The 11,386-nt window shown below is 72.9% G+C and carries 10 protein-coding genes; 8 read left to right on the forward strand and 2 right to left on the reverse strand.

Going from position 1 to position 11,386, the window contains the following annotated elements; all coding sequences use genetic code 11:
- Nucleotides 1-118: 118 nt before the first annotated feature.
- Nucleotides 119-1,540, forward strand: coding sequence for an NAD(P)/FAD-dependent oxidoreductase (locus tag ACFWE2_RS20870; protein ID WP_377226129.1), 1,422 nt, complete (start codon nt 119-121; stop codon nt 1,538-1,540).
- The gene (locus tag ACFWE2_RS20875; protein ID WP_377226130.1) at nt 1,530-3,125 is read left to right on the forward strand and encodes a cytochrome bc complex cytochrome b subunit; all 1,596 of its coding nucleotides are present in this window, start codon (nt 1,530-1,532) and stop codon (nt 3,123-3,125) included. Before ACFWE2_RS20870 ends, ACFWE2_RS20875 begins: the two co-directional genes overlap by 11 nt.
- A gap of 29 nt (nt 3,126-3,154) precedes the next feature.
- On the opposite strand, the gene ACFWE2_RS20880 is transcribed toward ACFWE2_RS20875, so the two are convergent.
- Nucleotides 3,155-3,430: a DUF1905 domain-containing protein gene (locus ACFWE2_RS20880; protein WP_377226131.1), complete on the reverse strand. Its 276-nt coding sequence runs from the start codon at nt 3,428-3,430 to the stop codon at nt 3,155-3,157.
- Nucleotides 3,431-3,546: 116 nt separating this feature from the next.
- On the opposite strand from ACFWE2_RS20880, the gene ACFWE2_RS20885 reads away from it, so the two are divergent.
- The 3 genes from ACFWE2_RS20885 (at nt 3,547) to ACFWE2_RS20895 (ending at nt 7,038) form a co-directional block, all read left to right on the forward strand.
- The gene (locus ACFWE2_RS20885; RefSeq protein ID WP_377226132.1) at nt 3,547-4,194 is read left to right on the forward strand and encodes a TetR/AcrR family transcriptional regulator; all 648 of its coding nucleotides are present in this window, start codon (nt 3,547-3,549) and stop codon (nt 4,192-4,194) included.
- Nucleotides 4,191-5,540 carry an FAD-binding oxidoreductase gene (locus ACFWE2_RS20890; protein ID WP_377226133.1) on the forward strand — a complete coding sequence of 450 codons (1,350 nt, stop codon included), beginning with the start codon at nt 4,191-4,193 and terminating at the stop codon, nt 5,538-5,540. The genes ACFWE2_RS20885 and ACFWE2_RS20890 overlap by 4 nt, the downstream gene beginning before the upstream one ends.
- Nucleotides 5,541-5,676: 136 nt before the next feature.
- Nucleotides 5,677-7,038: a jacalin-like lectin gene (locus ACFWE2_RS20895; RefSeq protein ID WP_377226134.1), complete on the forward strand. Its 1,362-nt coding sequence runs from the start codon at nt 5,677-5,679 to the stop codon at nt 7,036-7,038.
- A 121-nt stretch (nt 7,039-7,159) separates the two neighbouring features.
- On the opposite strand, the gene ACFWE2_RS20900 is transcribed toward ACFWE2_RS20895, so the two are convergent.
- On the reverse strand, nt 7,160-8,566 hold the full coding sequence (locus tag ACFWE2_RS20900) for a PLP-dependent aminotransferase family protein (protein WP_377226135.1): 1,407 nt from the start codon (nt 8,564-8,566) through the stop codon (nt 7,160-7,162).
- Here ACFWE2_RS20900 and ACFWE2_RS20905 point away from each other — a divergent pair.
- The 3 genes from ACFWE2_RS20905 (at nt 8,565) to ACFWE2_RS20915 (ending at nt 11,151) form a co-directional block, all read left to right on the forward strand.
- Nucleotides 8,565-9,800 (forward strand): aminotransferase class V-fold PLP-dependent enzyme, encoded by a 1,236-nt coding sequence (locus tag ACFWE2_RS20905; RefSeq protein WP_377226136.1) that lies wholly within the window; start codon nt 8,565-8,567, stop codon nt 9,798-9,800. The two genes, ACFWE2_RS20900 and ACFWE2_RS20905, sit on opposite strands and share 2 nt — an antisense overlap.
- Before the next feature lie 176 nt (nt 9,801-9,976).
- Nucleotides 9,977-10,276, forward strand: a complete 300-nt coding sequence (locus tag ACFWE2_RS20910; protein WP_377226137.1) for a hypothetical protein — start codon at nt 9,977-9,979, stop codon at nt 10,274-10,276.
- A 71-nt stretch (nt 10,277-10,347) separates the two neighbouring features.
- Complete coding sequence (locus ACFWE2_RS20915) at nt 10,348-11,151, forward strand: DUF4184 family protein (RefSeq protein WP_377226138.1); 804 nt, start codon at nt 10,348-10,350, stop codon at nt 11,149-11,151.
- Nucleotides 11,152-11,386: the final 235 nt, after the last annotated feature.

Below are 11,386 nucleotides of genomic sequence, written 5' to 3' on the forward strand. Positions count from 1 at the left end.
CTCCAGCGCCGGCCGGCGTCGGCGTCCGACCTCGGCGGACACCCCTCGGTGTGACCACCACCACGTCACATCTGGTCTCGCTGTCCTGTCGAACAGGTAAGACCACCAGGAGGGTGTCATGGGAAGCATCTCAGGCAAGACATCGGAGAAGATCCTGATCGTCGGCGGTGGCTACGCCGGCTTCTACACCGCGTGGGGGCTGGAGAAGAAGCTCCGCCGGGGCGAGGCAGAGGTCACCCTCGTCGACCCGCACGGTTACATGACCTACCAGCCGTTCCTGCCCGAGGTCACGGCCGGTTCCATCGAGGCACGGCACGTCATGGTGTCGCTGCGCGGGCACCTGCGCCGCACCACGATCATCGCCGGCCACACGACGTCCATCGACCACGCGCACCGCACGGCGACGGTCCGGACCAACGACGGCGCGCTGCGCGAGATCCGGTACGACACAATCGTGGTGACCGCCGGCGCCGTGACCCGCACGTTCCCGGTCCCCGGGATCGAGCAGGAGGCGATCGGCCTCAAGCACGTCGAGGAAGCCGTCGCGATCCGCGACCAGCTCCTCACCGCCTTCGACCGCGCGGCCCTGCTCCCGCCGGGCAACGAGCGTCGGCGGCTCCTGACGGTGACCGTCGTCGGCGGCGGGTTCACGGGCGTCGAGGTGTTCGGCGAGCTGCTGTCCCTCGCCACGAGCCTGCTGCGCTCGTACCCCGAGCTCGGCCGCGACGACCTGGCCTTCCACCTCGTCGACTCGAACAAGCGCATCCTGCCCGAGGTCACCGACGAGCCCGGCCGCTGGGTGGTGGAGCACCTGAAGCGCCGGGGCGCGCGCATCCACCTGGGCACGCAGGTCGTCTCGGCCGCGGACGGCCGGATCATGCTGTCCACGGGCGAGTCGTACGGCAACGGCCTCCTGATCTGGGCCGCGGGCAACGGCAGCAACCCCGTCGTCGCGCGGAACACGGACCTGCCGGTCGACGAGCGCGGCCTGGTCCGCGTCCGGGCCGACCTGCGGGTCGGCACGGACGACGCGCCGGTACCCCACGCCTGGGCGGCGGGCGACAACGCGGCGGTTCCCGACCTCGCCTCCCCCGTGCCCGGCGCACGGACGGTGCCCAACGCCCAGCACGCGGTACGCCAGGGCAAGCTGCTGGCCGCCAACCTGGTCGCCGACCTCCGTGGCAAGCAGCCAAGGCAGTACCTCCACCACAGCCTCGGCGTGGTGGCCACCCTCGGCATCGGGCAGGGCATCTTCCAGTACCGCCGTCTGGTCATCAAGGGTTTCCTGGCCTGGCTCATGCACCGCGGCTACCACGTCCTGGCCGTCCCCACCTGGGAGCGCAAGGTGCGCGTGCTGCTCGTGTGGGTCTCGGCGGTGTTCTTCGGGCGCGACATCATCCCGCTCGCCACCGTGCAACGACCGCGGGCCGCCTTCCTGGCGGGCGGCGACCCGTTCGCGGGGATCGACGGCGCACAGGCCGACCTCGCGCGCGAGGCCGCTGCCCGTCCCGAGCTGAGCGTGGTGCGCGATGCCGGCTGACCCGGCCGGACGCCGGCCCCGCGCCGGCCGGCGCACCGTGGGCGCCGCCGTCCGCACGCTCGTCACCGACCTGGGCCGGCGCCGGGTGCACCTGCGCTGGTCCAACCTCTTCGGCGTCGTGACGTTCGCCTGCCTGCTCGTCCTCGCCGTGACCGGGGTGCTGCTCGCGACCTGGTACACGCCGTCGAACGAGCTCGTCACCTACGACGGGCCGTACGAGCCGCTGCGGGGCGCGACGGTCACCGAGGCCTTCGCCTCGACCATGCGCATCTCCTTCGAGCAGACCGGTGGTCTCCTGGTCCGCCAGACGCACCACTGGGCGGCGCTCGTCATGCCGGCGTCGATGATCATGCAGCTCCTGGTCACGTTCTTCACCGGCGGGTTCCGCCGTCCGCGGCAGCTGAGCTGGGTGCTGCTGGTCGTGGCCTTCGTCCTGGTGCTCGCCGCCGGGTGGAGCGGCTACGCCCTGCCGGACGACATGCTGTCCGGCACCGGCCTGCGGATCGTGGAAGGTGTGGTCCTCAGCATCCCGTTCATCGGGACCTGGGTGGCGAACTGGATGTTCGGCGGGCCGTTCCCCGGCCAGATCATCGAGAACCTGTACCCGGTGCACGCGATCATCGCGCCAGGGCTGCTCGTGCTGGTCATGGCGGCGCGCGGGGTGCTCGGCCTGCGGCACGGGCAGGCGGCCCACCCGCTGCCGAAGCCAACCCCGTCACTCGGCCTGCGCCTCTGGCCCGACGCCGCCCTGCGCGCCGCCGGGATGACCGGGATGACGAGCGCGGTGCTCGTGCTGCTCGGGGCTACCTCGACGATCAGCCCCGTCTGGTCCTACGGGCCCGCGTCCGTCGGGGAGGTCGGCGCCGGCAGCCAGCCCGACTGGTACATGGGTTTCCTCGACGGCGCGCTGCGGCTCGTCCCCGTCGGCTGGGAGACCGAGTGGATGGGCTGGACCGTCACGTTCGCCACCCTGGTGCCGCTCGTCGTGGTCGGCGGCTACTTCGCGCTCCTGATCGTCTACCCGTACCTCGAGGCGTGGGTCGACCGGGACCGGGAGCTGCACCAGGTCCTCGACCGACCGCGAAACGTCCCGTTCCGCACCGGGGTCGGCGTCGCCGGCGCGCTGTTCTACGGGATCCTGTGGGGCGCCGCGAGCGCCGACATCGTCTCGACGGAGTTCGGCGTGCCGTTCGAGACGATCATCACGACGCTGCAGGTGGCGTTGCTCGCGGGTCCCCCGCTGGCGTTCGAGGTGACCCGGCGGATCTGCATCGGGCTGCAGCGCAAGGACCGCGAGATCGCGCTGCACGGGCACGAGACGGGCCGCATCGTCCGGATGCCGAACGGCGGCTACGCGGAGATCCACCAGCCGGCGAGCGAGGACGAGCTGGCGCTGCTGTCGGTGGCACCGGTCCCGGCGGTGCCGGGCCGGCCGGACCGGGGCGGGCACCTCAGCGGGCGCGAACGTCTGCGCGGGGTGCTGTCGCGGCAGCTCGGCACGGGGCACGTCGTACCGGCGCCCGAACGCGACCCCGTCGGGGCGATCGGTCCGGGCCGGGACGACGGTGCGCCTCACCTCGGGTGACGCGACGAGCCCCGTGCCCGGGCTCTCGGTCACGCCTTTTCGAGAGTCACCCGTACCCGGTCGCCCGCCGCCTTGCCGATCACCTTCCGGGTGGCCGCCTTGACCGGCCCGACGTGCGCGCCGTTGCCGTTCGGCATCAGCGTGATGGCGATCGCGTGGTCGTCGATCGTCCCGGTGACCCGCACCGGCTTGCCCGTGCCGAAGAACGCGCGTGATCCGGGTACGTCGAACACCGTCCACGAAGCGGCCTCCGGCGAGACCCGCAGCTGCGCCTCGAACGTGAGCGGTTCCTGGCTCTGCACCATGTCGATCTCCTCTTCTTCTCCTGTTGTGCCTCTTGGTCACCGAGTTTCTGGACTTTCAAGTCCAATAACTAGACTCTAGACTGCTCGGTATGATGTTGCAAGGAGGTGCCCGACCGATGCGGCAAGGTGACCAGCTCACGCGACCGAGCTCACGCAAGAAGCACGACGCCGCGCTCGCGGCCGCGGAGGTCCAGTTCCTCGCCACCGGGTTCGAGTCGGTGACCATGGACTCCATCGCCAAGGAGTCGGGGGTCTCCAAGCAGACGCTCTACAGCTACTTCGGCAGCAAGCAGGAGCTCTTCCTGGCCCTGGTCACGGAGAAGACGCGGGTCACGAGCCGTTCGGTGCTCTCCTCCGTGCCCCGGGTGACCGACGCCGCGACCGCGCGGGACGAGGTCCGTGACCTGCTGGTCGCGCAGCTGACGGCCGTCATGAACCCCGAGGTGCTGGCTCTGCGGCGGCTCGTCATCGGCGAGGCGGTCCGCTTTCCCGAGCTCGCCCGGGCGCTCTACGAGAACGGTCCACGCGTCGCGATCGCGTCGCTCGCCACCGTCATCGGAGACCTCGCGGACCTCGGCCTGATCCGGCTCGCCGGCCCCGACACCAGCACCGACACAGCGGCGACCCAGCTCAACTGGCTCGTCATGGGCGACCCGATCAACCGGGCGATGCTGCTGGGCGACGACGCGATACCGACGCCGGCCCGGCTGCGAGCCCACGTCGACGCCGCTCTCGACCTGTTCTTCAGGGCGTACGGCACATGACGCCCGACTGGCGGGCGCTCGAAGCGACCGTCGACGGCGAGGTCGTCCGGCCCGGCGACGACGGGTACGCCGAGGCGAGCCTGCTCTTCAACCGCCGGTTCGACGACCTCCGGCCGGCCGCCGTCGTCCTCGTGACCTCCGCCGCCGACGTCGCGGAGTGCCTGAGGTTCGCCCAGGCGCACGGCATCCCGCCGGCGGTGCGGAGCGGTGGCCACTCGTACGCGGGCTGGTCCAGCGGGAACGGCCGGCTGGTGGTCGACGTGCGGCGGATGAACGACATCAGCGTCCACCAAGGCACGGCGCGCATCGGCGCCGGAGCGACCCTCGGCAAGCTCTACGCGGCGCTCGCCGAGCACGGCGTCACGATCTCGGGCGGCACGTGCCCGTCGGTCGGCGTCTCGGGCCTGACGCTCGGCGGCGGGCACGGCCTGCTGTCGCGCGCGTACGGCCTCTCGTGCGACAACCTCGTCGAGGCGACGGTGGTGACGGCGGACGGCGCCGTCCGGACCTGCGACGCGGAGCGGGAACCCGACCTGTTCTGGGCGCTGCGCGGCGCGGGGAACGGCAGCCTCGGCGTCGTCACGGAGCTGCGCCTGCGCACCCACGCCGTCGACGAGTCCTCGTCCGCCGACCTGGCCTGGCCGTGGTCGCGCGCCGCGGAGGTGCTTGCGGCCTGGCAGGAGTGGGCCCCCGACCTGCCGGACGAGATGTGGGCGGCCCTGCGCCTCCAGAACGACGCCGGCGGCCCCTCGGTCTCGGTCGTCGCCTTCGCCCTCGGCGGCCACGGCGACCTCGCCGAGCGGCTGGCGGCCCTTCCCGACGGCCACACCCGCCACGAGATCCGCACCGAACCGCACCTCCACACGGTCCGGCGGTTCGCCGGGGACACGCCAGAGCCCGCCGAGCGGCCGTCCTACGACGTGCGGAGCGACTTCTTCGCGCGCTCGATGCCCGCCGAGGCGATCGGCGCGGCCATCACGACGGTGGAGAACGCCCCCGCCGGCGTGGCCGTGTCGGTGGCGGCCGTCGCGATGGGCGGCGCCGTGAACCGCCGGCCCGTGCACGAGACGGCGTTCGTCCATCGGCACCACCGTTTTCTCGCGCAGTACGAGGCGGGCTGGGACCAGCGCGACGACGCGGGCGCCGCCGCGAACGCCGAGGTATGGCTGACCACGATCCACTCCGAGATGCAGCCCTACGCATCCGGGGAGGCCTACCAGAACGACTTCGACCCTCGCCTGCTGGGCTGGCGTCGCGCCTACTACGGGTCCGCCGCGGGACGACTCACAGAGATCAAGCGTCTTTACGACCCGGACCGGATCTTCGACTTCCCGAGGACGCGCTGAGCTGGGAAGACCCGCCGGCCCGTCACTTCCAGGCAATGGCGGCGCAATCCGCAGGTAGTGACGAAGTCATACACATCGACCAGACTCGACGAAACGCCAGGTTTCACCCTGGCACCCTCGACGACTGGAGCACGGTATGCGGACACGCACGGCCTTCGCCAGGGCCGCACTCGCCACGGCCGCACTGGCTACGATCGTCCCGCTCGTCGCCGCGATCGGCCTCGCCGGCCCGGCGGCAGGAGCCGCGTCGCCCGCGGCCGTCACGAGCGGGTCCTTCTCGATCCTCAGCTACAACATCGCAGGGCTGCCGCTCGGGATCGGCGACGGCGACCCGGAGACCAACACCCCGATCATCGGCTCGCGCCTGGCCCCCTACGACGTCGTCCAGGTCCAGGAGGACTTCAACTACCACGCCGCGCTCTACGCGGCGGACCGCCACCCCCATCGGACGGCGACGAGCGGCGGCGTCCCGTTCGGCAGCGGCCTCAACACGCTCTCGAACCTCCCCTTCGACGACTTCGAGCGCGTCACCTGGGCCGACTGCTCGTCGGGGTCCGGCGACTGCCTCACCCCCAAGGGCTTCACCTTCATGCGGGCCCGCCTCGCCGAGGGCGTGTGGGTCGACCTGTACAACCTGCACACCGACGCCGGCACCGAGCCCGGCGACCTGGCCGCGCGGCGCGCCAACCTCGCGCAGCTCAGCACGTTCATCCGGACCCGTTCGGCGGGGAACGCGGTGATCGTCTACGGCGACACCAACACGCGCTACACCCGGGCCGACGACACGATCGCCGAGCTCGCGGCCGCGAACGGCCTGTCCGACCCGTGGGTCGACCTCGTCCGCGGCGGCGACGCCCCCGACAAGGGCGCACCCGCGCTGGTCTGCGACGACGCGACCGTCGACGAGACGTGCGAGGTGGTCGACAAGGTCCTCTACCGCGGCGGGGCTCATGTACGCCTCGACGCGGTCGAGTACCGCAACGAGCATGCGGCCTTCCGCGACAGCGCGGGCAAGAACCTGTCGGACCACTACCCCGTCGCCGTCGAGCTCAACTGGTCGCTGAGCCCCGACTTCCGGATGAGCGACCAGTTCGGCGGTCCGCACGGCACCTTCTTCACCGACGTCGACGACCTCACCCCGGGCGCGACGCCTACCGAGCTGCGCGTGCGCGGCGCGTCCCGGGTGGACCAGATCGGCCTGACGCTCGCCGACGGGACCCGCGTCGAGCACGGAGGCAGCGGTGGCACCCTCGGGACGCTGACGCTCGCGTCCGGCGAGTACCCGGTGAGCCTGCACCTGTGCCAGATCAAGCACGACGGCCGCACCCGGATCGCCTACGCCCGCTTCACGACGAGTGCCGGCCGGACCCTTGCCGGCGGCAGCTCGACCGGCGACTGCACCACGTACACCGCCCCGTCCGGCTGGCAGATCGCCGGCTTCCACGGTCGCTCCGGCGACGAGGTCGACAAGGTGGGGGTCGTCTACACCCGGCGCTGAGCCGAGTTGTGCCGGACTCCAGGACCGATCTGCCGACCCCAGGCCTCAGACGGCCGAGGTAGAGCGCCTGGAGCCGGGGGCCGCGAGCCAGTGCCGAAGCGATGGGTGGAGGTCGCACGCGCTAGAGGTCCGCGAGCGCCGTCCCCAGCCGGCGCGCCCCCTCGGTCAGCTCCGCGTGGTCGGCCGCGGCGGCGAACCCGATCCGCAGGTGGGCCGCCGTCGGTTCGGCGGCGAAGTACCGGCGGCCGGCGCTCACCGCGACGCCGCGGTGCCGCGCGGCGCGGGCGAGGGCGTGGTCGTCCACGCCGGGTGGCAGGCGGACCCAGAGGTGCAGCCCGCCTGTGGGCAGCCCGGTCAGGGTCGCGCCGGGGACGTCGAGCAGGACGGCGTCGGCCAGGACCGCGCACCGCGACCGCAGCTCCGTGCCGAGCGCGCGGACGTGCCGGTCCCAGGACGGGGAGCTCAGGATCTCCAGCGCGGCCTCCTGGAGCGGACGGGTGACGAAGAAGTCGTCGACCAGGCGGACGGCCCGCATGCGCTCCATGACCGGTCCGCGGGCCACGAGCGCGCCGATCCGCAGGCTGGGTGCGCCCGGTTTGGTGAGCGAGGTGACGTGGACGACGGTGCCGTCGCGGTCGTCGGCGACCAGGGGCCGGGGCACGGCGCCGCCGTGTCCGAGGTGCCGCGCGAAGTCGTCCTCGAGCACGAACGCGCCGGACGCACGCGCGATGTCGAGGACCTGACGGCGCCGCTCGGGTGCCAGCACGGTGCCCGTCGGGTTCTGGAACGTCGGCTGGCAGTACAGCAGGCGCGCGCCGGTCATCGCGAACGCGTCGGCCAGCAGGTCCGGCCGCAGGCCGGCGGCGTCGAGCGGCACGGGGACCGGCCGCAGCCCCGCGGCGCGGGCGGCCGCGAGCGCGCGGGGGTAGGTGGGCGACTCGACGAGGACGGGGCTGCCCGGTGCGGCGATGGCCCGGAACGCTATCGACAGGGCGCTCTGTCCACCGGCGGTGACCAGCACATCGTCGGACGTGACCGTGCCGCCGACGAGCCGGGCGAGCACGGTGCGCAGCGCCGTCAGGCCGCCGGCCGGGGCCCGGTCCCAGGCGTCCGGCCGGCGCGCCGCCCGCGCCAGCGCGGCGCTCAGCGCCCGGGTCGGCTGGAGCGAACGGTGGATGTAGCCACCGTCGAGCGGGATGGTCCCGGCCGGTACGGGCCCGAGCGGGTCGCCGACGAGGTGCGTGTCGACGGTGCGGTCCGTGAGGGCGACGGTCTGCCAGTCGGTGTCCGCGCCGGCGTCGCGCCCCTCGGTGCCCGGCGGACGCGCCACGTACGTCCCGCTGCCCGGGCGGGTCACCACCGTGCCCTCGGCGGCCAGCGCGGCGATGGCGCGCGCCACCGTCGCCGGCCCGACCCGGTACCGGCTGATCAGCTCCCGGCTGCTGGGCAGCCGGTCGCCGACCGCCAGCCCGGCGACCAGGGCACGGAGCCCGTCGGCCAGGTCGCCAGAAGTGCTACTGTCATTCATGAACGCCAAGAATAGCGCTACCGGCACGGCGCGAGAAGCACTTCAGCTCGACGTCGCGGCCCTGCGGGCCGACACACCGGGGACCGACCGGGTCATCCACTTCAACAACGCCGGCTGCGGTCTGATGGCCAGGCCCGTGACGGCGGCGATGGTCGACCACCTGAACCTCGAGGCCCAGATCGGCGGCTACGAGGCCGCTGCCGCCCGGGCCGCGGAGGTCCGGGGCTTCTACACGGAGATCGCCACCCTCATCAACACCTCGCCCGACAACATCGCGTTCGCGGGCAGCGCCACCCACGCCTACGCCACGGCGCTGTCCTCGATCCCGTTCGAGGCCGGCGACGTCATCCTCACGACCCGCGACGACTTCATCTCCAACCAGATCGCCTTCCTCTCCCTGCGCAAACGGTTCGGCGTGCGCATAGTGCACGCGCCCAACACCCCGGAGGGAGTGGTCGATGTCGACGCCATGGCCGCGCTGATGCGGACCCACCGCCCCCGGCTCGTCTCCGTCACCCATGTGCCCACCAACTCGGGGCTCGTCTCCCCCGTCGCCGAGATCGGCCGCCTCTGCCGTGAGCTCGACCTCCTCTACCTGGTCGACGCCTGCCAGTCGGTCGGCCAGCTCGTCATCGACGTCGAGGAGATCGGCTGCGACCTGCTGACCGCCACCTGCCGCAAGTTCCTCCGCGGCCCGCGCGGCTCCGGGTTCCTGTACGTGTCCGACCGCGTGCTGCGCGCCGGCCACGAACCGCTCTTCATCGATATGCACGGCGCTCGCTGGACGGCGCCGGACGCCTACGAGCCCGTGGCGACGGCGGCCCGGTTCGAGGAGTGGGAGTTCCCCTACGCGACGGTGCTGGGCAGCGCCGCCGCCGTCCGGTACGCCCGCGACGTCGGCATCGAGGCCATCGCACGGCGGACGCCCGCGCTCGCCGCCCGGCTGCGTGCCGGGCTCGCACCGATCCACGGGGTACGCGTGCTCGACCGCGGCCCGGACCCGGCCGCGCTCGTCACCTTCGAGATCGCGGGCTGGCAGCCACAGGCGTTCAAGGCCGCCATGGACGACCGCGGCATCAACTCGGCGCTCAGCTTCCGGGAGTTCGCGCAGTTCGACTTCGCGGACAAGGACGTCGACTGGTGCCTGCGCCTGTCGCCGCACTACTACAACACCGAGGACGAGGTGGACCGGGTCGCGGACGCCGTGGCGGAGCTCGCCGGCCGTCGCTCCTGAACGGCCTCTCTCGAACGGTCTTTCCCGAACGTCGTACGAGCGCTGGATCCGCGCTGCACGGCCCCTTCCGGGCGGACGGCGAGGGTGGGACCACTCCCGGTCGAACCCCGGGAGCGGCCCCACCGTCAGGATCACACCAGGATTCGGAGGGGCCACGACTTCAACACATCGGAGCCGTGACGAACTCGTCCATCCAGAAACCCGGCCGGACCCGCGAGCGGATCGGCCTCGTCGCGGTGACGGCGGTCCTCACCGCCGCCGCCACGATCGGCATCACCGGCGTCGCGACGGCCGACGACAGGGCAGGCGCCAAGGACACCGCCGGACAGACCGGCAAGAAGACCGGCGAGCCGACCGAGCAGGAGATCGCCGCCCTGTTCGACGAGTGGAACGCCGCGCTGGGCACAGGCGACGCCGAGGCCGTCGCCGACCGCTACGCGCACGACGGCGTGCTGCTGCCCACGGTGTCCGGGTGAACCTCACGGTCTGACAGCGGTACTGTCCGGCAGGTACCACCGCGCACCACCCCAGCCTCGAAGGACGACCCGTGCCGTTCACGCTCTCGCATCCCGCCGCCGTGCTGCCGCTCCTGCGGCGTCCCTTCAGCGCGGCGGCGCTCGTCGCCGGGGCCCTGGCTCCGGACCTGCCCTACTTCGCCCGCAGCACGCCGGTCCCCGTGAGCGCGCAGTCCTGGTACGAGCCGTACCTGAACGCGACGACGTCGCACACCCTGCTCGGCGCCCTGACCGTCAGCCTGCCGTACGCGGTGGCGCTCTGGGGTCTGTTCCTGGTTGCCCGCCGCCCGGTCGGCAGCCTGCTGCCCGCCCCGGCCGGCCCGCGGCCGCCCGAGCGCGACAGCGGCGGCGCGGGCGCGCTGCTGCGGCGTGCCGGCTGGGTGCTGCTCTCGCTGCTGATCGGCATCGCGACGCACCTGGTCTGGGACTCGTTCACGCACAGCGACGGCTGGGTCGTCATGAACGTGCCGTTCCTGAGCACGCCACTGGCCGGCGACCTCACGTGGGCCAGGGCGCTGCAGCACGTCAGCACCGTCGCCGGGCTGGTGATCATCGCCGTGTACCTGTGGCGCCGCCGCTCCCGGCTGCGGCCCGCGACGCCGGGCGGACGGCGGAGGGCCCTGCGGCTCCTCGCGATCGTCGCCGGCATCGCGGCCGTCGGTGCGGTCGCGGGCACCCTCGAGTGGTGGAGCGGCGGCTCCGGCCTCGCCGCGCGGGACCTGGTCGAGGGCGTGCTCTCCGACGTCGCCACGGGCGCCGGAGCCGCGCTCATCGCGGCGGCGCTCCTCTACGTGGCCGGGTGGTGGGTGGTGCGCGCCGTCGGCGCCCGTCGCTGATGCCCGAAGTGGGTTGGCGCTGTCGGTGGCGCCGACCACGTGGCATCGAGGTCGGCGCGCCGGGTCGAGGCCGGCAGTTGGGCCCAGGTCGGCAGGCGGGCCCAGGCCGGCGCGCCGGGCCGAGGTCAGCACTTGGGCCGAGGGGGGGGGGTGGGGGGGCTATGGGGGGCGGGCGGGGGCCGCCGAGGTGGGAGGAGGCGACCTCGCGCAGGGGGGGCGCCCGGGGGGGCGGGCC

This window comes from Promicromonospora sp. NPDC060271, from assembly GCF_042726755.1.
Lineage (GTDB): Bacteria > Actinomycetota > Actinomycetes > Actinomycetales > Cellulomonadaceae > Promicromonospora.

Coding starts and splice junctions, on each gene's coding strand:
- ACFWE2_RS20905 (WP_377226136.1), top strand. CDS start 8,565: ATGAACGCCAAGAATAGCGCTACCGGCACGGCGCGAGAAGCACTTCAG.
- ACFWE2_RS20900 (WP_377226135.1), bottom strand. CDS start 8,566: ATGAATGACAGTAGCACTTCTGGCGACCTGGCCGACGGGCTCCGTGCC.
- ACFWE2_RS20870 (WP_377226129.1), top strand. CDS start 119: ATGGGAAGCATCTCAGGCAAGACATCGGAGAAGATCCTGATCGTCGGC.
- ACFWE2_RS20890 (WP_377226133.1), top strand. CDS start 4,191: ATGACGCCCGACTGGCGGGCGCTCGAAGCGACCGTCGACGGCGAGGTC.
- ACFWE2_RS20880 (WP_377226131.1), bottom strand. CDS start 3,430: ATGGTGCAGAGCCAGGAACCGCTCACGTTCGAGGCGCAGCTGCGGGTC.
- ACFWE2_RS20895 (WP_377226134.1), top strand. CDS start 5,677: ATGCGGACACGCACGGCCTTCGCCAGGGCCGCACTCGCCACGGCCGCA.
- ACFWE2_RS20875 (WP_377226130.1), top strand. CDS start 1,530: ATGCCGGCTGACCCGGCCGGACGCCGGCCCCGCGCCGGCCGGCGCACC.
- ACFWE2_RS20885 (WP_377226132.1), top strand. CDS start 3,547: ATGCGGCAAGGTGACCAGCTCACGCGACCGAGCTCACGCAAGAAGCAC.